The 22,260-nt window shown below is 64.8% G+C and carries 23 protein-coding genes, 1 tRNA gene and 1 pseudogene; 17 read left to right on the top strand and 8 right to left on the bottom strand.

Annotated features, from left to right (window positions below; genetic code table 11):
• Window positions 1-8: 8 nt before the first annotated feature.
• The 3 genes from L284_RS28980 to L284_RS28975 form a co-directional block, all read right to left on the bottom strand.
• A complete protein-coding gene (locus L284_RS28980) occupies window positions 9-2,090 on the bottom strand; it encodes a putative bifunctional diguanylate cyclase/phosphodiesterase (RefSeq protein WP_021232793.1) in 2,082 nt (693 codons plus the stop codon).
• 525 nt (window positions 2,091-2,615) lie between these two features.
• Window positions 2,616-2,786, bottom strand: a complete 171-nt coding sequence (locus tag L284_RS48365; protein ID WP_021232792.1) for a hypothetical protein — start codon at window positions 2,784-2,786, stop codon at window positions 2,616-2,618.
• Between the two features lie 141 nt (window positions 2,787-2,927).
• On the bottom strand, window positions 2,928-4,520 hold the full coding sequence (locus tag L284_RS28975) for an isocitrate lyase (RefSeq protein ID WP_021232791.1): 1,593 nt from the start codon (window positions 4,518-4,520) through the stop codon (window positions 2,928-2,930).
• Between the two features lie 187 nt (window positions 4,521-4,707).
• Between L284_RS28975 and L284_RS28970 the strand changes: the two genes are divergently transcribed.
• The 7 genes from L284_RS28970 (at window position 4,708) to L284_RS28945 (ending at window position 10,747) form a co-directional block, all read left to right on the top strand.
• Window positions 4,708-6,105, top strand: a complete 1,398-nt coding sequence (locus tag L284_RS28970) for a helix-turn-helix domain-containing protein (protein ID WP_031341540.1) — start codon at window positions 4,708-4,710, stop codon at window positions 6,103-6,105.
• A gap of 203 nt (window positions 6,106-6,308) precedes the next feature.
• Window positions 6,309-7,052, top strand: coding sequence for a TonB family protein (locus L284_RS0123730; protein ID WP_031341539.1), 744 nt, complete (start codon window positions 6,309-6,311; stop codon window positions 7,050-7,052).
• Window positions 7,053-7,316: 264 nt separating this feature from the next.
• Window positions 7,317-8,366, top strand: coding sequence for a mannose-1-phosphate guanylyltransferase (locus L284_RS28965; protein ID WP_021232788.1), 1,050 nt, complete (start codon window positions 7,317-7,319; stop codon window positions 8,364-8,366).
• Between the two features lie 10 nt (window positions 8,367-8,376).
• The gene (locus L284_RS28960; RefSeq protein ID WP_021232787.1) at window positions 8,377-9,192 is read left to right on the top strand and encodes a class I mannose-6-phosphate isomerase; all 816 of its coding nucleotides are present in this window, start codon (window positions 8,377-8,379) and stop codon (window positions 9,190-9,192) included.
• 3 nt (window positions 9,193-9,195) lie between these two features.
• On the top strand, window positions 9,196-9,657 hold the full coding sequence (locus L284_RS28955) for a DUF2721 domain-containing protein (protein WP_235054303.1): 462 nt from the start codon (window positions 9,196-9,198) through the stop codon (window positions 9,655-9,657).
• A gap of 68 nt (window positions 9,658-9,725) precedes the next feature.
• On the top strand, window positions 9,726-10,265 hold the full coding sequence (locus L284_RS28950; RefSeq protein ID WP_021232785.1) for a hypothetical protein: 540 nt from the start codon (window positions 9,726-9,728) through the stop codon (window positions 10,263-10,265).
• Window positions 10,265-10,747 (top strand): DUF421 domain-containing protein, encoded by a 483-nt coding sequence (locus tag L284_RS28945; protein WP_021232784.1) that lies wholly within the window; start codon window positions 10,265-10,267, stop codon window positions 10,745-10,747. The genes L284_RS28950 and L284_RS28945 overlap by 1 nt, the downstream gene beginning before the upstream one ends.
• A 62-nt stretch (window positions 10,748-10,809) precedes the next feature.
• On the opposite strand, the gene L284_RS28940 is transcribed toward L284_RS28945, so the two are convergent.
• Window positions 10,810-12,570 (bottom strand): fatty acyl-AMP ligase, encoded by a 1,761-nt coding sequence (locus L284_RS28940; RefSeq protein ID WP_021232783.1) that lies wholly within the window; start codon window positions 12,568-12,570, stop codon window positions 10,810-10,812.
• Between the two features lie 150 nt (window positions 12,571-12,720).
• Here L284_RS28940 and L284_RS28935 point away from each other — a divergent pair, with 150 nt between their 5' ends.
• From L284_RS28935 to L284_RS49005, 4 genes and pseudogenes are all read left to right on the top strand, one after another.
• Window positions 12,721-13,278 (top strand): regulatory protein RecX, encoded by a 558-nt coding sequence (locus tag L284_RS28935; RefSeq protein ID WP_021232782.1) that lies wholly within the window; start codon window positions 12,721-12,723, stop codon window positions 13,276-13,278.
• A 1-nt stretch (window position 13,279) separates the two neighbouring features.
• Window positions 13,280-13,789, top strand: a complete 510-nt coding sequence (locus tag L284_RS28930) for a DUF192 domain-containing protein (protein WP_021232781.1) — start codon at window positions 13,280-13,282, stop codon at window positions 13,787-13,789.
• A 51-nt stretch (window positions 13,790-13,840) separates the two neighbouring features.
• On the top strand, window positions 13,841-14,248 hold the full coding sequence (locus tag L284_RS28925) for an NADH:ubiquinone oxidoreductase subunit NDUFA12 (protein ID WP_021232780.1): 408 nt from the start codon (window positions 13,841-13,843) through the stop codon (window positions 14,246-14,248).
• An 11-nt stretch (window positions 14,249-14,259) separates the two neighbouring features.
• Window positions 14,260-14,694 (top strand): annotated as a pseudogene (locus L284_RS49005) (DUF2155 domain-containing protein); the annotation flags it as partial.
• A 35-nt stretch (window positions 14,695-14,729) separates the two neighbouring features.
• On the opposite strand, the gene aat reads toward L284_RS49005, so the two are convergent.
• Window positions 14,730-15,521 (bottom strand): leucyl/phenylalanyl-tRNA--protein transferase, encoded by a 792-nt coding sequence (aat, locus tag L284_RS28920; protein WP_021232778.1) that lies wholly within the window; start codon window positions 15,519-15,521, stop codon window positions 14,730-14,732.
• 232 nt (window positions 15,522-15,753) lie between these two features.
• Between aat and L284_RS28915 the strand changes: the two genes are divergently transcribed.
• The 4 genes from L284_RS28915 (at window position 15,754) to nusG (ending at window position 18,530) form a co-directional block, all read left to right on the top strand.
• Window positions 15,754-15,829, top strand: a tRNA-Trp gene (locus tag L284_RS28915).
• A gap of 220 nt (window positions 15,830-16,049) precedes the next feature.
• Window positions 16,050-17,579 carry a hypothetical protein gene (locus tag L284_RS28910; protein WP_031341536.1) on the top strand — a complete coding sequence of 510 codons (1,530 nt, stop codon included), beginning with the start codon at window positions 16,050-16,052 and terminating at the stop codon, window positions 17,577-17,579.
• A 189-nt stretch (window positions 17,580-17,768) separates the two neighbouring features.
• Complete coding sequence (gene secE, locus L284_RS28905; protein ID WP_021232776.1) at window positions 17,769-17,963, top strand: preprotein translocase subunit SecE; 195 nt, start codon at window positions 17,769-17,771, stop codon at window positions 17,961-17,963.
• 30 nt (window positions 17,964-17,993) lie between these two features.
• Complete coding sequence (gene nusG / locus L284_RS28900) at window positions 17,994-18,530, top strand: transcription termination/antitermination protein NusG (RefSeq protein WP_021232775.1); 537 nt, start codon at window positions 17,994-17,996, stop codon at window positions 18,528-18,530.
• 34 nt (window positions 18,531-18,564) lie between these two features.
• On the opposite strand, the gene L284_RS47160 is transcribed toward nusG, so the two are convergent.
• Window positions 18,565-18,888 carry a GNAT family N-acetyltransferase gene (locus L284_RS47160; protein WP_235054302.1) on the bottom strand — a complete coding sequence of 108 codons (324 nt, stop codon included), beginning with the start codon at window positions 18,886-18,888 and terminating at the stop codon, window positions 18,565-18,567.
• Between the two features lie 191 nt (window positions 18,889-19,079).
• Here L284_RS47160 and rplK point away from each other — a divergent pair, with 191 nt between their 5' ends.
• Both rplK and rplA read left to right on the top strand, forming a co-directional pair.
• Window positions 19,080-19,511, top strand: a complete 432-nt coding sequence (rplK, locus tag L284_RS28895) for a 50S ribosomal protein L11 (protein ID WP_021232774.1) — start codon at window positions 19,080-19,082, stop codon at window positions 19,509-19,511.
• A 4-nt stretch (window positions 19,512-19,515) separates the two neighbouring features.
• Window positions 19,516-20,217, top strand: coding sequence for a 50S ribosomal protein L1 (rplA, locus tag L284_RS28890; RefSeq protein ID WP_021232773.1), 702 nt, complete (start codon window positions 19,516-19,518; stop codon window positions 20,215-20,217).
• A gap of 182 nt (window positions 20,218-20,399) precedes the next feature.
• Here the strand turns inward: rplA and L284_RS28885 are convergent, their stop codons facing one another.
• The gene (locus L284_RS28885; RefSeq protein WP_021232772.1) at window positions 20,400-20,957 is read right to left on the bottom strand and encodes a hypothetical protein; all 558 of its coding nucleotides are present in this window, start codon (window positions 20,955-20,957) and stop codon (window positions 20,400-20,402) included.
• Window positions 20,947-21,708, bottom strand: a complete 762-nt coding sequence (locus tag L284_RS28880) for a competence/damage-inducible protein A (protein ID WP_021232771.1) — start codon at window positions 21,706-21,708, stop codon at window positions 20,947-20,949. Before L284_RS28880 ends, L284_RS28885 begins: the two co-directional genes overlap by 11 nt.
• Window positions 21,709-22,260 lie beyond the last annotated feature (552 nt).

The following is a 22,260-nucleotide window of genomic DNA, read 5'->3' as shown; positions in this document are numbered from 1 at the left end:
CGGGTCGGTCAGGTCTTGCGGGACGACATCCCGGCAAACTCCAGCATGGAGCCGGGCTGCGGCCTGCCGAACAGGAAGCCCTGACCCTGGGTACAGCCTTCGGAGCGCAAGTATTCCCGCTCGACGTCGCTTTCGATCCCCTCTGCCGCGACGGCCAGGCCCAGGCTGCGGCCCAGGCCGATCACCGCGCGGATCACCGCGCGCGAACTGGCTTCCTCGTGCAGATTGAGAATGAAGGACTTGTCGATCTTGATCTTGGTGAACGGGTAGTTGAGCAGGTAGCTCAGCGAGGAATAGCCGGTGCCGAAGTCGTCGAGCGAAATGCCGATGCCGAAGGCGCGCAAGTTGCGGATGATCGCGGCGGGACGGGGACCTTGCTCCATCAGCACGGCCTCGGTGATCTCGAGTTCGAGCCGCCCGGCATCGAGGCCGGAATTGGCCAGGGCATTGATGACGGTGCTCAGCAGGTTGCCGTTGCGGAACTGCACGGGGGAGACGTTGACGGAGACACGTATCTGCTCGGGCCACCGCGTCGCCTCGCGGCAGGCGGTCTGCAGCACGAAGCGGCCCAGCTTGTCGATCAGGCCGAGTTCCTCCGCCAGCGGCACGAAGACTTCGGGCGAGACCTGTCCGCGCTCCGCGTGGTTCCAGCGCAGCAAGGCCTCGCAGCACTCTACCGCGCCGGTCTCCAGGTTGAGCAGGGGCTGATAGTACACTTCCAGTTCGCCCTCCTGGACGGCCTTGCGCAAGTCGGTTTCGAGCCGGCTTTTGGCCTGCGCGGCTTCGTCCATCGCGACTTCGAAGCTGCGACAACTCCCGCGACGCTCCGCCTTGGCGGCATAGAGCGCGAGATCGGCGTAGCGCATCAAGGTTTCGGGGTCGCTGCTGTCGAACGGCGCCGCCGCGATGCCGACGGTGGCGCCGATATGCAGGGTGTTGCCGTGGATGTGGAAGGGCTCGCAAAGCCTGGCGACGATCGCCTTGCTGACGAGTTCGGCATGGGTGCGGCTCGACCCGCTGAAAATGACGGCGAATTCGTCGCCCCCGATACGGCAGAGCAGGGCGCCGGGCGGGACCAGCTCCCGCATCCGCCGGGCAGCGTCGGTGAGCAGGGCATCGCCGAAGTGGTGGCCATAGGTGTCGTTCACGGTCTTGAAGTTGTCGAGATCGATCAGGCTCAGCGTGACCGTCTCGGCCGGAGAGGCGCTTCCGACCCGATCGCGCAGCCGTTCGCGGCAATGCGACCGGTTCGCCAGGCCGGTCAGTTCGTCATGCCGCGCCATGTGTTCCATGCGCCGCTCGATGCGTCTGCGTTCGGTGACGTCGAAGATCGACGCGATCGTCACCTGCCGTTCGTCCAGCACCGAGACGTGGGTGGAAACGTTCGCCTCTACCGCTTCGCCGCCGCGTTTCACCATCTGCCAGCAGGCATCCCCCGCAGGCGTGTCGCCTTCGAGCATTCGGGCGGCGGCGGGCCATTCTTCGCCCGAGAAGACGCGGCGGGTGTCGAGGCCGTCCATCTCCGGCGGCGTAAAGCCGAACAGGCGGCAGGCGGAAGCATTGGCTTTCAGGATCTTGCCCGTTTCAGGGTCGTGAACCAGCATGGCCAGGGGGTTGCGATCGAAAAGCCGGCGGAAGCTCTCTTCCTGGCGCTTGAGCTCGGTGATGTCGACCCGCAGGCCGATCGAGCCGCCGTCTTCGGTCTTGCGCTCGTCGATCAGGATGCAGCGCCCATCGGCAAGGCGCTGCTCGTGACGCGCGGCAGGCTCATCGATCAGCCGCAAGCGTTGGCGGAGCCATTCCTCCTCGCGGCCGATCGCCTCGGGATAATCCCCGCGCTCGATGCCGACCCGCAGCGTATCCGCCAGCCGGGCACCAGGCTCCAGCAAGTCCGCGGAGCGGCAGTAGATCTCCTCGTACTTGCGGTTCCACAGCAGGTATCGGCCGTCTTCGTCCAGAAAGACCACGCCTTGCGGCAGCACTTCGATGGCTTCGCGCAGCCGCCGTTCCGCACGCGACATGGCCGCCAGGGCGGCGTCGAGCGTCTCAGGCTGTGCTTCGCCTTCTAAGGGTTCGTTTTCTTTCTGCAATGTCCATACCAGCCAACGAGCCCCAACCCTTGGTTTTCCTTAGCCTGCAAGGCGTTAATTTTTCTCTCGGCGCAAATCGGCGGGCTGGAGTGATACCGCAGCATCGCCGCAAAGCTGTAAATTAGGGCGTAAACTCATAAATGGCGCCATCGAGAAGGCAAAATGGTTCAGCGCGAGGAAGGAAGCCCCAGGGATACTTCCGTATTTCAAGGTTTCCTGACGAAGCGATGGACCATTTTGCGTTAAATTCGAAGGAACGCCCAAATGGCTTCCATCTCGAACCGAACCGACCTTGGAGGGGCAGCCCGCCCGCCCGGCGGCCGCCTCGGCCCGAGCTGTTCGCCATTTGGACGCCTCGGTGGTGCCATTTATGAGTTTATGCCCTAACCAGTGCGAAAAAGCCCGCCGCACCGGAATGCGACGGGCTGGCTTTCCTCCCCAGGAAAACGCTTCAAGGTTGCCGACCCCCAGGGGCCGGTTCCGGTCTCCGCCTTATCGGTGGCGGTGTTCCGGCAGTTCGTTCAGTCAGCGCCGCGTGGCGCTTCCCAGCCGATGGTACAGGTTCGAATACGTCGAGCTGACCGGATCGTCCTCATGCGCGCGCATGTAGTAGAGCACGGCTTCCTGCAGCAGCTTGAAGTCCTGGTTCGAAAGTACCGCGCGGGCGCGGGCCGGTTCGGCGGTCATCATGGTCATAGTACCTTCCTTTCCTTGCTTGGCGGCCCCGGAACCATCCCGGCGACCTTTGAATTTGGGGGCGAACCGGTTCCCCGCTGCCTCGGGCAGCGAATTGGTTCCCCCGCTGCCTCAGGCAGCGAATTGGTTCCCCCCGCTGCCTCAGGCAGCGAATTGGTTCATCGTATTGTGCGTGCCGCCGGCCTTGAGCGCGGCCTCGCCGGCGAAGTATTCCTTGTGGTCGTCGCCGATATCGGAGCCGGCCATGTTCTGGTGCTTCACGCAAGCGATGCCCTGGCGGATCTCCTGGCGCTGCACGCCCTTGACGTAGCCGAGCATCCCGGCCTCGCCGAAGTACGCCCGCGCCAGATTGTCGGTCGACAGGGCCGCCGTATGATAGGTCGGCAGCGTGATGAGGTGGTGGAAGATGCCGGCCTCGCGCGCCGCATCCTTTTGGAAGGTGCGAATGCGCTCGTCGGCCTCGTCCGCCAGCGCGGTGCCGTCGTAGTCCACGCTCATCAGCTTGGCCCGGTCGTACCCCCGCAGGTCCCGGCCTTCCGCTTCCCAGGCGTCGAAGACCTGCTGCCGGAAGTTCAGCGTCCAGTTGAAGCTGGGCGAGTTGTTGTAGACCAGCTTGGCGTTCGGGATCGCCTCGCGAATGCGTCGGACCATCCCGCCGATCTGGCCAATATGCGGCTTCTCGGTTTCGATCCACAGCAGGTCCGCGCCGTTCTCCAGAGCATGGATGCAGTCGAGCACGCAGCGATCCTCGCCGGTTCCGCTGCGGAACTGGTAGAGGTTCGAGGGCAGCCGCTTCGGACGCATCAGCTTGCCGTCCCGCGTGATGAGAACCTCGCCGTGGCCGAGTTCGCCCGCGGCGACTTCCTCACAGTCAAGGAAGCCGTTGTAGCGGTCGCCGATGTCGCCGGGCTCGCGGGTGAAGGCGATCTGCTTGGTCAGCCCGGCGCCGAGGGAGTCGGTGCGCGCCACGATCAGGCCCTCGTCGACGCCCAGTTCCATGAAGGCGTAGCGGACGGCGCGGATCTTCGCGATGAAGTCCTCGTGCGGGACGGTGACCTTGCCGTCCTGATGGCCGCACTGCTTCTCGTCCGACACCTGGTTCTCGATCTGGATGCAGCAGGCGCCGGCCTCGATGAACTTCCTGGCGAGCAGGTAGGTCGCCTCGGCATTGCCGAAGCCGGCGTCGATATCGGCTATGATCGGCACGACATGGGTTTCGTGGTTGTCGATGGCATGTTCGATGCGCTTGGCTTCGATCTCGTCACCGGCGGCGTGTGCCTTGTCCAGATCGCGGAACAGCATGCCGAGTTCGCGGGCGTCCGCCTGGCGCAGGAACGTGTAGAGTTCCTCGACCAGCGCGGGGACCGAGGTCTTCTCATGCATCGACTGGTCGGGCAGAGGCCCGAACTCGCTGCGCAGCGCCGCGACCATCCAGCCCGAGAGGTAGAGGTAGCGCCCTTTCGTGGTGCCGAAGTGCTTCTTGATGGAGATCATCTTCTGCTGGCCGATGAATCCATGCCAGCACCCCAGGGACTGGGTGTAATGGGCCGGATCGCGATCATAGGCCGCCATGTCCTCGCGCATGATGCGGGCGGTATGGCGGGCGATGTCGAGCCCGCTGCGGAAGCGGTTCTGAAGCCGCATCCGCGCGACCGACTCCGCAGCGATGCCGCTCCAGCTCGGCTCCGCCGCGATGGTGTCCTGCGCTTCGATGATCTTGCTCTGATAGGTCACTGGCCGATATCCTCGTCGGAATTGCGATTGCCTGATGAGCTTGAGCTAAGCGCTGTTTTGCCGGCGCGGAACGGCTTGCGCGGTCTGGCTGTCAAACTTTACAGGTGTTCCTTGTAAAGTCGTATGGTAGTGACAGGGTGGTGGTGGGTCGCCGTCCCGAACCCGATCCGGGACGATGGAGGATGAAATGGCAGAGAGTCGCCCCCTGTATATCGGGCCCCGCCTGCGCCGCCTGCGCCGCGAACTGGGGCTGACCCAGCAGGCCATGGCCGACGATCTGGAGATCTCGCCCAGCTATGTAGCGCTGCTGGAGCGCAACCAGCGGCCGGTGACGGCGGACATGCTGCTACGTCTGGCGCGAACCTACCGGCTCGACATGGCCCAGATCGCCGGGGACGACGGCGCGGACTACGCCCGGCGGGTGAGCGATGTGCTTCGCGATCCGCTGTTTGCGGATATCGACCTGCCTTCGCTGGAGATCGCGGACCTGGCTATGAGTTTCCCCGGCGTGTCCGAGGCTCTGCTGCGGCTGCACGGTGCCTATACGCGCGAAAGTCAGGCACTTGCCGAGCAGCGCGCGTCCGGTCCCGCTGCCGAGGAGAACGAACCCGTCCGCGAGGCGCAGCGCTTTCTGGGAGCTTCGCGCAACTACTTCCACGCCATCGATCTGCGGGCCGAGGAACTCTCGGGAGAAATCGAGCGAAGCGGCGGGGCCGCTGCCTGGCTCGGTGCCAGGGGGGTGCGTCTGCGCTTCCTGCCGCCCGACGTCATGGTGGATTCGCTGCGCCGCTTCGACCGGCATAACCAGCAACTGCTGATCGACGACACGCTCAGCGCGTCCAGCCGCGCTTTCCAGATCGCCACCCACATCGCCCATACGGCCATGCGGGCCGACATCGTGGCGGTGGTACGCGCCGCCGCTTTCGCTCAGCCCATCACCGCCACTCTCGTGCGCAGAGCCCTGGCGGGTTACGCGGCGGCCGCGATCGTGATGCCCTATGGCAAATTCGCCCAGGCGGCGGGGGCGCGCGGCTACGACATCGAGGCGCTCTGCGGTCTGTTCGGAACCAGCTTCGAGCAAGTCGCCCATCGTCTTACCACGCTTCACCGCCCCGGCGAGGAGCGCGTGCCGTTCTTCTTCCTGCGCGTGGACGAGGCGGGCAACGTCTCCAAGCGGCTCGACGGGGCAGGTTTTCCTTTCGCCGCCCATGGCGGCGGCTGTCCCTTGTGGTCCGTCCACCAGGTCTTCCGCTCACCGGGAGAAGTCCGCACCCAGTGGCTGGAACTGCCGGACGGGCAGCGTTTCTTCTCCATCGCGCGCACCGTCGTTTCAGGCGAGGGGCGGCATGGCCGGACGAAGGTCACCCGCGCCGTGGCCCTGGCCTGCGCCGCGGAGGAAGCCGCCAAGCTCGTCTATGTCTCGGGTCGGGAGGCCGAGAACGCGGCGGTGACCCCGATCGGCGTCACCTGCCGCCTGTGCCAGCGCGCCGATTGCGCGGCACGATCGGTGCCGCCGATCGGGCGGGACGTGCTCGCGGACGATTACCGCCGCGCCGCGCAGCCCTATTCCTTCGCGGAGAGCTGATGTTTTCCCATTCGCCTGTCGTAGCGGCAGGTGGCTTCGACCGCTTCCGGGGGAACATCGACAGGCCTGCGCCGTTTGGTCAGGCCGAGGTCGCTCGCGATCGCACGGATGAATTGTCCTTGGTCGATGAGAATCCGATATGGAGGAAACGGCGAAACGTCTCACGCTTGCTGGGCTTCGCGCAGGACTGGCACCTTGAAAGCATGAACCGAGCCGATCTGAAGCCGCCCCGGCGCACGCGAGCCGGCATGATCCTGCTGGTGGCGGTGCTTCATTTTGCCGCTCTGGCGGTGCTGATCCGCGCCTTCACTCCCGAATTGGGCACGAGGATCGTCGGCTCTCTCACCCGGGCTTTCGACGTGCCGCTCGCCTCGCCGCCGCCATCGCCGACGCCCGATCCCGCTCCAGCGGCTGCACCGGAGCGGGCGCAAGGCGCGGCCGGTGCACCGGGCAAGGTCGCAAAGCCTCGTGAAACCGTAGTTCCTCGCGCGGTCGTGGCGATCAAGCCGACCGTCGCGCCGCCCGTGGCCGGATCCGGCGAGGACCGGAGTTCGGGAGCGCGGAGCGACGGAGCGGGGGCCGGCGCAGCGGGCAGCGGTGCGGGTACCGGATCGGGCGCGAGCGGATCGGGGCAGGGCGGTGGCGGCGGAATTGCGGCCAAACCGGTGAAGATCGCCGGTGACATCAACTCCGCCCGCGACTACCCCCGGGAAAGCCGGGACTTGCGGCTGGGAGCGCAAGTCGTCATCGCCCTTCGGGTCGGCATCGAGGGGCGCGTGAAAGCATGCCGCGTGGTTCAGGCCAGCCCGGATCCGGAGGCCGATCGCGTCACCTGCCGGCTCGCGGCCGAGCGGTTTCGCTTCAAACCGGCACGGGATGCGCAGGGCAATGCCGTAGAAGCCGAATATGGCTGGCGGCAGCGATGGTTCCTCAAGTCGGGTTCCTGATTCGAAGAGTCGGGGATCTTTCCGTGCGGCGCAGTGTTGGTTCAGTTGGTCTCGTTGTGCCAAGACGAGCGCCAGGGTTCGCGCTAACGTCGCAATAATGGCCGAGGCCGTCCGGCCCGGTTCCCAGACGTGGTTGCGGCATGGCTGGAAAGCCCCGTGCAGGAGTGAGTGATGAAGTCTGACTGGATCGATCCTGTTGCATTGGTGGAAGGCGCGGCTAATAGCGCGCCGGAAAATTCCCTTTCCCTTCACACTGCGAGCATCATGCCCGAAATCGTACCCGTCATCCTCTGCGGCGGCAGCGGCACTCGGCTCTGGCCGCGCAGCCGCGCCGCCATGCCCAAGCCCTTCCTGCCGCTCGTGGGCGATTCCACGCTGTTCGAAGCGACGGTGGCGCGCTGCCCGGTTTCCGGCGGTTTCGCGGCGCCGGTGGTGGTGACGGGCAGCAAGCATCTCGAACATGTCGAGGCGCAGCTTAGCGGCGTGGAGGGCGCCTCCGTCATCGTCGAGCCGGCGGCGCGCAACACGGCCGCCGCCATTGCGCTCGCCGCCTGCCGCCTGCCTGAAGACGCCGTGATGCTGGTCTGCCCGAGCGACCACCATATCGGCCGCCCCGACGTCTTCGCGGAGGCCGCTTGCAGGGCTGCCGAATTGGCCCGTGAAGGATGGCTCGTATCTTTCGGCATCGAGGCCACGGCGCCGGAAACCGGTTTCGGCTATCTCAAGCGCGGCGAAGCCATCGAAGGGCATGACAAGGCCTTCCGCACCGCGCAATTCGTGGAAAAGCCGGACCTCGAACGTGCCAAATCGTTCCTGGCGGACGGAAACTACGCCTGGAATGGAGGCATCTTCGCTTTTCGCGTCGGAGACTTCATGGCCGAACTGGCCGCGCACCGTCCGCAGATCGCTGCCAAAGTGCGCGAATCGGTGGAGAAGGGGGCCGAGGACGGCCACCGTTTCCACCCCGACCCCGCGACGTTCGCCGAAGTCGAAAGCGATTCGGTGGACTATGCGGTGATGGAAAATACTCGCCGGGCCGCGCTGGTGCCGGCGGACATGGAATGGTCGGACATCGGCAACTGGCAGGCGCTGCACGAAGCTCTGTCACGTGACGAGCAGGGGAACTCCGTGCGCGGCAGCGGGCACGTGGAGATGGTGGATTGCCGGAACGTCCTGGTCGACAGCGACGGTCCGCGCGTCTCGGTCATCGGGCTGGAGAACGTGATCGTCGTCATCGACGGAGACGACGTGCTGGTCACGACGGTGGACGGTGTGCAGAAGGTCGGGAAGCTCTCCGGGGCGGTCAACCAGTAAGGAGCGTTCGATGACTGCTACGCTCTCCATCCGCCAGGTCGAAAAGCCCTGGGGCAAGGATGTGCTGCCTGCTCCGTTCAAGGCGCCGGAGGGCCAGCGTATCGGCGAAATCTGGTTCGAGCCGCCCGCTGCACTGCCTCAGCTTCTGGTGAAATATATCTTTACCAGCGAGAAACTCTCCGTCCAGGTCCATCCCAGCGATGCGCAGACGCTTGCGAAGGGGATCGGGCGGCAGGGCAAGGAAGAGTGCTGGCTGATCCTCGCGGCCGAACCCGGTGCGAAGCTGGGCATCGGCTTCGATGCGCCGATCGGCGAGGAAGCGATGCGGGAAGCCGCGCGCGACGGCTCGATCGAAAGCCTGATGACCTGGCACGAAGTTGCGCCGGGGGACTTCTTCTACATCCCTGCCAACACGGTCCACGCCATTGGTGAAGGCGTGAGCCTGATCGAGGTTCAGCAGAACAGCGACATCACCTACCGCCTCTACGACTACGGCCGCCCGCGCGAACTCCACCTGGAAGAAGGGATGGCCGTGGCGAAAGGCGAAGTCTACGATCTTGCCCGCTGGCACAAGCGCGTTCCGGCGGAAGGAAATGCCCTGCTGGTGGATGGTCCGCTGTTCCTGCTGGACCAGGTTCACGGCCAGCCGGCGCCGGACATTGCAGCCCGCTATCCTGCCGGCCTGCTGGTCATCCCGCGCGAAGGTGCGGTCACGGTGGCGGGCGAAACGATCGCGCCGGGTGGCTGCGGACTGGTTCAAGGGCTTGGCCAAGTGGAATTTGCGGAAAACGGTGTTTGCCTTCTCGCCCGGCCCTGTGCAGGCTAGGACGTGTTTGCAATAGACAACGTCATGATCGTCCAGACCATCCAATTGGCCCTCACGCCGGTCTTCGTGCTGGTGGCCATCGGCAATATCCTCAATATTCTGTCTTCGCGGCTTGGCCGGGTGGTGGATCGTGCCCGCTATCTCCAGGAACGGCACAATGAGACGGATGGCGCCGATCACGACATGGTCGTGCTGGAGATAAGGCTGGTCGACAAGCGGATCTCGATCATCACCAATGCCATCCGCTTCATGGTGCTGTCGGGCCTCTGCATCGGCACGACCGTGGCCGTGCTGTTCCTCCAGGGACTTGCCGGGCTGGACATGCACGGCGCGGCGGCGATCATATTCCTGGCCTCCATCGTGCTGCTGCTGGTGGCCTTGCTGCTGTTCCTGCGCGAAACCCAGGTCGCCAAGGAAGCGCTCAGCATTCCGCGCGACTATCTGGAACTTCATCGCCAGATCTGACCGGCAAGGCGCTCTCCTGACGCTGCGAAAGGGAACACGAGCGGCCCCTGCAGGTTCTTAGCCTGCAGATGTCCAAGCCCGCTCCCCAATCCGACGATCCGCCGTTTGGGATCGAAGTGCGCCATGGCCGTGTCGGCCGCTTCGCGCCTTGGCGTACGCCTTTGGCGATCCTGCTGATCGGCGGCATGATCGCGGCCGCATTTACCGGCTGGCTGGGCGGCGGACCGGATGACACCCGGCGGATCGAAACCTCGAGGGCAGCGGTGGAACTGCGCTATGCTGCCGTCCTGCGCAGCGGCAACTGGTTCGAGACCCAGGTGCGGATCACGCCGCGTCAGCCGGTCAAGGATCTCGTTGTCGATATCGACGATTCGCTATGGCGAGCGATGAGCATCGATACCCTGGTGCCGGATGCGGAAAGCGCGACCTCGCTCGACGGGGCTTACGCATACCACTTCGGCGAAGTGAAGGCGGGCGAGTTCTTTACGCTCAAGTTCGACGGGCAGATCCAGCCCCGCGCCTTTCGGTCGCTCAAAGGCAACATGCGCATTGCCGACGGCGAAAGCGAACTGGCGGTCGTTCCCCTCTCGCTGACGGTCCTGCCCTGATGGAAATCGTCCTGCGCGCCTCGATCATGTTCGCGATCATGTACGTTCTGCTGCGGCTCATGGGCAAACGCGAACTGGGGCAGATGGCGCCCTTCGAGCTGGTTTCGCTGATCGTCATGGGCGACCTGATCCAACAGGGCGTGACGCACCAGGATTTCTCCCTGACCGGCGCGACGCTGGCGATCGTGACCTTCCTGGGATGGAGCCTGCTGCTCGGCCTTCTGGGGCATCACTCGGCGCGCGCGCGGCGTCTGCTGGAAAGCTCTCCCGTGGTGCTGGTGCGCAGCGGCAAGGTGCTGAAGCGGAACCTCGATATCGAGCGTATCGATCGCGACGAACTGGCCATCGAGATGCGGCTGGCGGGCATCGCCCGGCTGGACCAGGTGGCCTGGGCGATCCTCGAACCGGAAGGCAAGATCAGCTTCATCCGCGTGGACGAAGGCGATGTGGACCCCCGGCAAGACGATGTGCAGACGGACTGAAACGAACAGGGGCCGGAGAGCGATCGCGCTTTCCAGCCCCTGAATGGTCTTTCAAGCCTTCGTCAGGCCGCGAGCTTGAACGGCTCGATCTCGCCCGAAAGGTAGAGCTTCTTCGCCTTGGCGCGGCTGAGCTTGCCCGAACTGGTGCGTGGCAGGCTCTTGGGCGGCACCAGTTCGACCACGCAGTTCATGCCGGTGATCGAGCGCACCTTGTCGCGGATGAGGTCGCGCAGTTCGAGACGCTTGACCGGATCGGAGACGCGGCAGTGGACGAGCACGGCGGGGGCTTCCTCGCCATTGTCCGTTTCCACGGAGAAAGCGGCGATGTCGCCATGGTTGAAGCCCGGCAACTGCTCCACCGCCCATTCGATATCCTGGGGCCAGTGGTTCTTGCCGTTGATGATGATCATGTCCTTCGCGCGGCCGACGATGAACAGGTAGCCATCGGCCATGTAGCCCATGTCGCCTGTGTCCAGCCAACCGTCGACGAGGCAGGCTTCGGTCGCTTCGGGGTCGCGGAAGTAGGAGTGCATGACGCTGGTGCCGCGGCACCAGACTTTGCCGATCTTGTGGTCGGAAAGGCTTGCGCCGTTCTCGCCGCGGATCACCACTTCCATGTCGCGCACCGGCTTGCCGCAGTTGACGATGGCGCGGTAGCGGGCCGGGCGGGAGAGATCGCGCGGGCTGCCCGAAAGGCGCTCTTCCTCGACCAGTTCGACGCGGATGCCTTCGCCCGGCGGCATGATGGTGACCGCGAGCGTCGCTTCGGCAAGGCCGTAGCTGGGCAGAAACGCCGTGGCCTTGAAGCCCGCATCGGCGAAGGCGTTGACGAAGCTCTGCATCACGTCCGGACGGATCATGTCGGCGCCGTTGCCGGCCAGGCGCCAGCGCGACAGGTCGAAGCGGTCGGAAACCGGGCTCTGGCTGGAGATGCGGCGCGCGCAGATGTCGTAGCCGAAGGTCGGCGAGTACGAGATCGACGTGCCTTCATTGCGGGTGATCATGTCGAGCCAGGCCAGCGGGCGGCGGGCGAAGTCCTCGGTCTTGAGGTAGTCGCCCGAGACCTGGTTGGCGATCAGCGACAGGAAGCAGCCGACCAGGCCCATGTCATGATACCAGGGCAGCCACGAGATGCAGCGATCGCTGTCGATCAGCTGCATGCCGTGGCTGTGTGCGGCGAGGTTCGACATCAGCGAGCGGTGCGTCACGGCGACGCCGTGCGGGAAGCGGGTCGAGCCGCTGGAATACTGCAGGTAGCAGATATCGTCCGGGCCGGCCTTGGGCAGCGCGACTTCCGGGGCGTCTTTGGCCGCGAAGTCGGCCCAGGTGGCGTGGCCACAGCCCTGACGCGCCGCAGCCTGGACCGTCATCTCGGCGATCTCGTCCGGGCCGACCAGCAGCATCGGGTCCGAGCTGGACAGCTGGACGGCGAGCTGCTCGATATAGTTGTCCTTGCCGCCGAAGCTGGTGGGCAGGGGCAGCGGCACGGGCCAGGCGCCTGCATAGACGACGCCGCAGAACAGCGCCGCGAAGTCCGCGCCGGTCTCGGCGATCAGGGCGACACGGTCGTTCGGCTTCACGCCGCGCGCGATCAGCGCGTGGGCGACCTTGAGCGAATCCGCGCGCAGCTGGCGGAACGGATAGACCTGCTTCAGCGTGCCGCGCGGATCGTGGAAATTGAAGCCGCGCTGGCCCTGCGCCGCATAGTCGAGCGCATCGCAGAAGGTGTCGAAATCGGCAAAGCGGCGGGCAAGCGCGTCGTCGTTAGGCGTGGCGACAAGTGCTTCGATCGCTCGCGGCACCACGTTGATGGTGTCGTTCATTTCGTTCTAACCCGTTGTTGTTATACCGTTTATTCTCACCGAAACCCCGTGCTGACATTCGGTTTTCCTGAACCGAAGGCAGCAAATCCGCAAAACGTGGTTCCGTGCGCTCTCCCCAATCCGAGCCGAGTGTGGCACGAATAGGGCAAGATGTCCGTCAAGCGTCGCAATCTGCAACCCCTTACCGAAGCCCGCCTGGAAGAATTGGCGCTGGCCTATGTCGCGCGTTTCGCCACGACGCAAGGCAAGCTGCGCGATTATCTGCAACGCAAGCTGCGTGAACGGGGATGGGGCGAAGACGAGGACGCCGGTTCCAGGCCGGATCTCGACCGGCTGATCGGGCGCTATGTCGAGCTCGGCTACGTCGACGATGCAGGCTGGGCACGGATGAAGGCCGGCAGCCTGCTGCGGCGGGGCTACGGCGCCCGCCGGGTGGGCGAGGCCCTGGGGCATGCGGGGTTGAACGAAGACTTGCGCGAGGAAGTGCGCCCGGACGAGGCGGCCGAACGCCGCGCGGCCCTGATCCTGGCGCGGCGCAGGCGTTTGGGGCCGTTCGCCAGGGAGGACGCCGACCGCCCGACGCGCGAAAAGCACATAGCCGCCATGCTGCGAGCCGGGCACCGTCTCGACATTGCGCGCGGGATCGTGGAAGCCGCGGACGTCGAAGCTGCGGAACAGTGGGTGGAAGCAGCGAGCGGAGATCTTTAGAATGCGTTATCCCGCCCTGGCTCCGATCGCGGCGCTGCTGCTGCTCTCCACCGTCGCCCTGATCGGTTGCTCGCGCGGCGGAGCCGAGGCGGCTTCGTCGCAGACTCCCTCGACGCGGGTTCATCCGGTCTCGGGCCTCCCGATTGTCGCGCTTGCCGTCGAATCGCAAGGAAAGGTGCACAAGTTTGCCGTGGAAGTGGCCAGCACCGAAGCGGAACAGGCGAAGGGCCTGATGTTCCGCACAGCGATGGGTGCCGACGAGGGCATGATCTTTCCTCGAAAAGAAGCCCGCATGGCGGCATTCTGGATGCGCAACACGGTGATCCCGCTCGACATCATCTTCATCGGCCCCGATCGCCGCATCCTCAATATCGGCGCCGAGGCGCAACCTTACGACGAGACGCCGGTGCCTTCGTCAGGCCCCGTGATCGCGGTTCTCGAACTGAATGGAGGCCGCGCAGCGCAGCTCGGCCTTGCTCCAGGGGACAAGGTCTCGTGGAAAGCACCGTAAAAGAAGGCAAGGGCCTTGGCATCCCCGGCGAAGGGCGCTAACGCGCGGCTCATGGGAATCCTGTCCAAGATCTTCACCTGGTGGGACGGCGCCACCATCGGCACCTCGCTCTGGAGCTCGCGCAACGGCGAGCATGTCGGCACCGACGCGCAGGGCAACAAGTACTATCGCTCGAAGTCCGCCAAAGTGCGGACCACCGAGGGATACGAACGTCGCTGGGTGATCTACGCAGGCGCCAACGACGCCAGCAACGTCCCGTCCGAATGGCATGGCTGGCTGCACCATTCCTACGACGGCGTGCCGGAAAGCCACCTGGCTCCCGCGCGCATCTGGGAAGTGGACTATACCCCCAACGCCACCGGCACCGCCACCGCCTATCGCCCGCAAGGCGCGCTGGAGCGTGGCGGCAAGCGCGCCGCCGCCACGGGTGACTACGAGGCCTGGTCTCCGGAAGCCTGAGGAGCGCTGCGATGATGCGGGCTTCTTTCGGCCGGGTTGTCGCTTTCGCGCCGGTGCTTGTCCTGGTGCCGCTGCTGGCTGCATGCGGCAAGGGCGCGCCCGCGCCCGAAGTGCAGGACACCAGCGTCCCTGACGCGATCGCAGGCATGCAGGCCGGGCCCGCCCAGGCGGCCAAGGGCCAGCAGATCGGCACGCCGAACAAGGACCGCGTGGTCACACTGGGCGTCCTCAACAAGCGCAACAACCTGACGCAGGACCTGGTGATGAAGCCCGGCGAGGCGCGCCGGATCGGCAATCTCGTCGTCAAGGTCGCCACGTGCGAGAAGTCGCTCCCCTGGGAGCAACCCCAGGAGGAGGGCGCCTTCGTTCAGGCCTTCGTGGAGGAACGCCGCAGTGCCGCCGAGAAGCTTGGCTGGCGCAAGATTTTCTCCGGCTGGCTGTTCAGGAACTCGCCCGCGCTCAACGTGGTCGAGCACCCGGTCTACGATGTCTGGGTCAAGAGCTGCGCGATGAGCTTCCCCGGCGAGGAAGCGCTTTCGTCCTCGGGCAAATCCTCCGGGAAAAGCGCGGCGAAAGCTTCGGGCAGTGCCAGCACTGCGCCCGCGACGCCGGCTCCGGTCGCCAGCGCGTCGCCGCCGCCGTCGCCCGCCGCTACTCCGGAAGAATCTGAAGACTGAGCCTCCTGTAAAAGCGCGAGATAGCGCTTCTGCGGCATCTCTACGGCGCCCAGTGAAGCCAGGTGCGGCGTCATGAACTGGCAGTCGAGCAGTTTCGCCCCCGCCCGGCGCAGCGCGGCGACCAGATAGGCCAGCGCGACTTTCGACGAATCGGTCGCGCGGGAGAACATGCTCTCGCCGCAGAAGACCCTGTCGAACCCCACGCCGTAAAGGCCCCCCGCAAGTTGCCGATCGTCTTCGTCGCCCTGCCAGACCTCGATCGAGTGCGCATGGCCGAGCCGGTGCAGGTTTTCGTAGCTTCGCTGGATGCGGTGGCTGATCCAGCTGCCGCTTTCGTCCTCGCTCTCCGGCCCCGATGTGGTCTGCCGAGGCGCTGCGCAGGCATCCATGACGTCCGAGAAGGCGGCATTGCAGGTGACGGTGAAGCGTCCCCGCCGCAGCGTTCGCGCCAGCGAATGGGACAAGTGGAAACCATCGAGCGGAAGAATGGCCCGGAGACGCGGTTCGATCCAGAAGATCTCGGGATCCTCGCGGCTGTCCGCCATGGGGAAGATGCCGCTGCGATAGGCGAGCATCAGAAGTTCCGGTTCGATCATCGAAGGGGAGCTTGGCGCGTGCATGATTCTATCGTGAAATCCTGATCCAATGTCCGCGCTTTGCAGGAAAGCCGAGGTCGGGGCCGCTCACTCCGAAGTCCGAAGCAGAGCGAAACGCGCTTGATCTGGGGCTCGGCGGCCGTGAAATGCAAGGGCGGCAAATAACTTCTCATCATGCTCCGCAACCCTCTTGTAATCCTTCGCTTCCCCTTATAGAGGCTCCGTCACCCGCAGGAGTGTAGCTCAGTTGGTAGAGCATCGGTCTCCAAAACCGAGGGCCCACGGTTCGAGTCCGTGCACTCCTGCCAGAATTTGCTGAAACGCCCGCTTCCGAAATTGATCGGAAGCGGGCGTTTCGCGTTTCGTGCTGCAATTGCGATAAACCGAGAAGCGCGGTACCGTGCCGCCCTTGTCATTCGCGGCGCTGCGATTAGAGAGCCGCGTTTGGCGAATCGGGTCCGAGTACGACTTCGGTCGATGGCCCGAATCGGAATGTTCGGGGGCTTCTCGAGAAAGAAACAGGCGCTGATGCACGGAACCGCGCAACCGCAGGCGGAACAGATCGGACTGAGCGACGGCAGATGGCGCGCCTTGTGGCAGCGCCTTGCCCGGCTTCTGGGCCAGGACAGGGCACTTGTGCTGGGCGTTGTCCTGGCGGCAGTGGCGGCCTTGCCCGCGCTCGTCGCCTGGGCGCCGCAGATGACGGACTATCCCTCGCACCTGGCGGGTTACAAAGTCGCGCTGGACCACGGCGAAGATCCCTATCTGACGCGCTATTTCGTGTTCAACTGGGAATGGACCGGCAATCTAGGCGTCGAGCTGCTGATGGTGCCGATGGCGCCGATCTTCGGGCTGGAGCAGGCAGGGCGAATCATCGTGGCGATGATTCCCTTCCTTTCGGGTCTGTCGATCGTCGCGGCCTGCCGTTCGCTGGGACGCAAGCTGGGCGTCGGGCCGATCCTCGCCTTCGCGATGATCTGGTCGCCGTCGCTGCTGATGGGCTTCCTGAACTATTCGTTGTCGATCGCGCTCGGGCTGTTCACGTTCGCCCTATGGGTGAGGCTGGAGGATCGTCCCTGGCGTTGGGCGGTCATGGTGCCGATCGGCTTCGTGGTCTGGCTCTGCCACGTCTCGGGCTGGGGTGTGATGGGCGTGCTGCTGTTCGGCTACGAATGGAGCCGTCGGCGCAGTTGGCTCGACTGGCGCCCGTTCCTGAAGCCCTGGCCGCTGATCTTCCCGCTGCTGCCGATGCTCGTCGGCATGGGGGCGAACTCCAAGGTGTCCTACGGGCGCTACGTGCTCGAATACAAGTGGGGCATTCTCTACAAGTCGATGCGCAGCTTCGACTTCTACTTCGACATCATCAGCCTCGACCTCGTGCTGCTGGCCCTGGGCTGGGCGCTGCTGCGCAAGCGGATCGACGGACGGTTCGGCTGGGCCGCGCTGATCCTGCTGGTGCTGACGCTGATCGTCCCGCGCCAGATCTTCGGTGGCGACTATGCCGACTATCGCCTCAGCACGACGGCCCTGCTGGTCGCCTGTCTCGCTATCGACCTGCCGATCCGCCGGTGGATGGTTGCCGCCGCGGCGTCCCTGTTCCTGTCGCGCACGGCGGTGACGACGGTCGTATGGTATCAGGATGCGCAGACCGCGCGCCAGCTTATCGCCGCCCTCGACCAGGTGCCGGAAGGCGCCCGCGTCGCGACCGCCGTGGCGATCCCGCGCATCCAGTGGCGCTTCGGGCCGTTCGAGCATTTCGGCTCTTATGCGGTGGTGCGCCGCAGCGCGATGGAGAACTCCAACTTCGCGCTGCCCGACGTGCACATGCTCTCCATGCGCGATCTGTCCTACCGCTTCGCCGATCCCAGCCAGCGCATCCTCTATTCGCCGCGCCAGCATATCGATCTGCGCAAGTTCGGCCCGGCCCGCCACGCCGAGTATCTGTGGTACATCGGCCGCATCAAGCCGGTAGCGCTGCCCGATGGCGCGCGGATCCTCTATTCCAGCGAGAATTCGTTTCTCGCGCGCCTGGCTGACCCTTCGGCTCCCGGAACGTGATGGACCGACCCTTCCGGATCGGGCGGGTCTTGCAAATCGGGCAGGTCGGGGCTAAGTCGGCGGTTCCTTCCGACATGAGGATCACATCTGCCCCTCCCGGCCCCGGCCGGGGCGGCGATGAACCCTAGCCGGAAGCCGAGACATATTTTTCTGCTCAGGCAGCAGGCAAGAGACGCGAGAACGACAGTCATGGCCAAGACCAGTCCCGGCGAATTCATCCGTCAGGTGCGCACGGAAACCTCCAAGATCTACTGGCCATCGCGCCAGGAGACGGTGACCACGGCCATTTTCGTCGGGATCATGACCGTCCTGCTCGCGGTGTTCTTCCTGGGCATCGACGCGCTGTTCGGCTGGGTCGTCAGCTCGATCCTGTCGCTGCTGTGATCGCCTGAACTAGCTTACGAAGAGAGATCCATGGCCCGCTGGTACATCATCCACGCCTATTCCGGTTTCGAGAACAAGGTGAAGGAATCCATCCTCTCGGAAGCCGAGCGGATGGGGCTTTCGCAGCTCGTCGAAGACGTTCAGGTTCCGCACGAGACCATCACCGAAGTCAAGCGCGGCAAGAAGGTCCAGACCGAACGCAAGACCATGCCTGGTTACGTGCTCGCCAAGCTCGCACTGAACGACGACGTCTACCACCTCGTCAAGAACACCCCGAAGGTCACCGGCTTCCTGGGCTCCAGCGGCAAGCCGCAGGCGATCAGCGAGAGCGAGGCAGCCCGCTACTTCGGCGCCGCCGAAGCCGCCGCCGCTGCGCCGCGCAAGACCGTCAGCATCGATTACGAAATCGGCGATTCGGTGAAGGTCCTTGATGGTCCCTTCGCCAGCTTCAACGGCCTTGTCGAGGAACTCGACTTCGACAAGAACAAGGTCAAGGTCGCCGTTTCGATCTTCGGCCGCGCGACGCCGGTCGAGCTCGACTTCGAGCACGTCGAACTCAGCAAGTGATCGGAAGGCCGGGCTATCGCCCGGCCTTTTTCGTTTACCCTTGCGGGCCGTATAACGTGAAGCGGACGCGAACGCGTTCGACAAAGCCGAGCCTTCGGTAAATTTTCAGCGCCGTTTCGTTGTCGGCATAGCTGTGGAGCAGGGGGCATCGACCGGCCGCGAGGATCGCCCCGGCCACGCGCCGCGACAGCAGGGCGGCATAGCCCCTGCCGCGTCCTTCGGGATGGGTGCAGACCCCGCTGACTTCCGCATGGCTCGCCGTGCACGGTCGTTGCCGAGGGTGAAGGCGGGCTGCTCTCCGCAAAGGGCGTTCCAGAAGAGATTGTCGAGTTCGTTGTCTGCCATAGGACGCGCGCATGGGCTGGCGTTCCCGTGGAGGAAAGGGCGAATCCAGGCCTTTCCTTTTGGATCGATCTGGGGTAGGGGCGCGCACTTCGCAACCGGCTTCGTGCCGGTGCGATTCCCTGCGGGAGGATGCCCCGGCGTCCGTAAGACCGCTAAACATGAGCATCTGCCCGGCAGGTGCGAAAGTGTGAAAGGAGTGGCCACATGGCCAAGAAGATCGAAGGTTACATCAAGCTGCAGGTCAAGGCCGGCAGCGCCACGCCGTCCCCGCCGATCGGCCCTGCGCTGGGTCAGCGCGGCGTGAACATCATGGAATTCTGCAAGGCGTTCAATGCCGCCACGCAGGAGCTCGAAAAGGGCATGCCGATCCCGACCATCATCACGGTCTATGCGGATCGCAGCTTCACGTTCGTCACCAAGACCCCCCCGGCGACCTTCCTCATCAAGAAGGCCGTGAACCTGAAGTCGGGCTCGAAGGAGCCGGGCAAGATCAGCGCCGGTACCGTCAAGCGCTCGCAGCTTGCCGAGATCGCCCAGGTCAAGATGGCCGACCTCAATGCCAACGACATTGATGCCGCCACCAAGATCATCGAAGGTTCGGCCCGCGCGATGGGCCTCGAAGTGGTGGAGGGCTGATTCCATGGCCAAGGTGACCAAGAAGCAGAAGTCGCTGACCGCGAAGCTCGGCGACAACATGAAGCTCTACCCCGTCGCTGAAGCGCTGCAGACCCTGCGCGACGTCAAGACCACCAAGTTCGACGAAACCGTCGAAGTCGCGATGAACCTGGGCGTCGATCCGCGCCACGCCGACCAGATGGTCCGTGGCATGGTCTCGCTTCCGGCCGGTACCGGCAAGACCGTTCGCGTCGCCGTGTTCGCCAAGGGTGACAAGGCTGCCGAAGCTCTCGCCGCCGGTGCCGACAAGGTCGGCGCCGAAGACCTCATGGACGACATGCAGGCCGGCAACCTCGACTACGACCGCGTCATCGCCACCCCGGACATGATGGGCGTCGTCGGCCGTCTCGGTAAGCTGCTGGGTCCGAAGGGCCTGATGCCGAACCCGAAGCTGGGCACCGTGACCCCGAACGTCACGCAGGCCGTGAAGGACGCCAAGGGCGGCCAGATCGAGTTCCGCGTCGAAAAGCAGGGCATCATCCACGCCGGCATCGGCAAGATGTCGTTCTCGGACGCCGACCTGCTGACCAACTTCAGCGCGTTCGTCGATGCGATCGTCAAGGCCAAGCCCTCGGGCTCCAAGGGCAAGTACGTTCGCAAGATCTCGCTCTCGTCGTCGATGGGCCCCGGCCTGAAGATCGACACGACCGAGATCGCCGGGGCCTGATTTCAGGTCCAGCGATAAGGATAGAAGGGCCGGGGGGAAACCTCCGGCCCTTTTTCATTGCGGGTGCGGTCGATCGTTCCGCGGCAGGTTTGCGCTGGCGATCCCGCTTGAACGTATCGAGAGAGATCGGCTCGCGCGGTGGAGCGCGAGGGCGCAGACGCCGATGCGCGCGCCTTACGCCGTCACGGGGCGAGATTTGCCGCCGTATAGCACTCGACCAGATAGGCCAGCGGGCGACCATCGGGCAGCAGCAGCATCGCCTGGTGTGTCGAGATCGTTCCCGGCGGGCAGTTGGCTGCAGGACCTGCGATCGTGGCAATGGCCTTGCGGCGGAAGTTCAGACTGGCCGCCACTTTGCCGAAGGGAATGTCCGTCTTCGCCAGGGCTGCGTTCATGGACGGCGTCAGGCGATCCGGCACATACCAGTTCCACGCGATCGACAGCGCCCTGTCGCCACAGTTCAGCCGGACGTTGCGCTGAGCCACGGTCTCGCCCGGCCCGAGTTCCAGCTGTCGCGGCACATCGGTCGGCAGTGGCGGCGCACCGCTGCGCAAGAGTTCCGCCGTGATCCGTGCGGGCGAGGCGAAGCGGCGCATGTCGCACCATTCTTCCAGCGCCAGCGTGGCGCTGTCGTGGCGGGCCAGGACGGCTTCGAAAGCGTCCAGCGTGAGCGGCGCGGGCTGGACCAGCGGTGCAGGGGCCATGATCAGAGCGAGCAGGGCTGCAAGATCAGATCCCACCCGGCACGGCCGCCTTGCCCAAGGCTTCGAGCCCCAGGACGAGGGCGCGGGTGCAGGCGGCGAGATCTTGCGCGCTGACGGAGCGGATCACGAAGTTGGCCCCGGTCCTGCCCTCGCCCCAGAACGGGTACGAGCCGATCTGGCAGGTTTCGTGCGACTTCTCGGTCTGGCGCAGCAGCTCGGCGACCTCGCTTTCGCCCACCCAGCATCCGACCGTTTCCGACAGCAGCGGCGCGCCGCCTTCCAGCTCGCCGGATAGAGCGTCGAGCATGCCCGCCGTGATGCTCGGTACGCCCGCCATGATGAAGATGTTGTCGTAGCGAATGCCCGGCGCGCCGGTGTACCGGTTGGGAATGAGACTGGCACCCTGGGGCGTGCGTGCCATCCGCAGTCGCGCTTCCGTCAGGCCGCCGCGCGTGTCGTAATACGTCTCGAGAATGGCGCGGGCTTCGGGATGGACGACGACCGGCACTTGGAGCGCTTCGGCGATCGCGTCCACGGTGATGTCGTCGTGCGTGGGACCGATGCCGCCGGTGGTGAAGAGGTAATCGTTCCGCACGCGCAGGTTGTTGACCGCCTCGACGATGGCCGGCGTATCGTCGGCCACTACGCGCACTTCCTTGAGCCGGATGCCCTGCACCTGAAGCCAGGAGGCCACTTGCGCGATGTTCTTGTCATGGGTGCGACCGGAGAGGATCTCGTCACCGATGACAATGAGGGCGGCAGTGTAGATTCGCGACGATTCGGCCATGCCGCATGGCTAGGCCAAACCAGCCTTGGCCGCCAGTCATGCATGCGCCCGACGCGCAGACATGGGAGACGAAAAAAAGGGCCGGTCCGAAGACCAGCCCTATGAAAGTTTTTGGGAGAGGATGCCTGAAAGGCCCCATCCTTATGCCCTCCGACACGTTTTGCTGCAAATGCGAAAAAATTCGCGTCCGTTGCGTGATGTGCAATCCATCGTCGAGGCGGTACTTTCTGGGGAGTTACGGCTCGTGAACAAGTTGCGCTTGCCGCATGTCGAGCCAGCGGCAGCAACATGCATGCTTCGGTTGTTGCGAGACTAGTAGGGATGCTGAGTAGCGCCGGGACGCTCTGGATTGCTGCGCTGCTCGCAATGATGGTGGTGGAAAGCGGGACGGAGAAGCGGGAAGCGGAGGATGGCGTTGAATGCTGGGCCTGGCTGGGAGCAGGAGACGCGGAGCGGATATAAACGCAAGGCTAAGGCAGCATTGCCGAACAGGACGAAAAAAAAAAGGGCCGGTCCGAAGACCAGCCCTGGAAAAGTTTTTGGGAGAGGATG

The sequence above is a fragment of the Novosphingobium lindaniclasticum LE124 genome, from assembly GCF_000445125.1.
Classification (GTDB): Bacteria; Pseudomonadota; Alphaproteobacteria; order Sphingomonadales; family Sphingomonadaceae; genus Novosphingobium; species Novosphingobium lindaniclasticum.
Note: the sequence above shows the minus strand (reverse complement) of the source record. Positions and strands in the feature narration are given on the sequence as shown.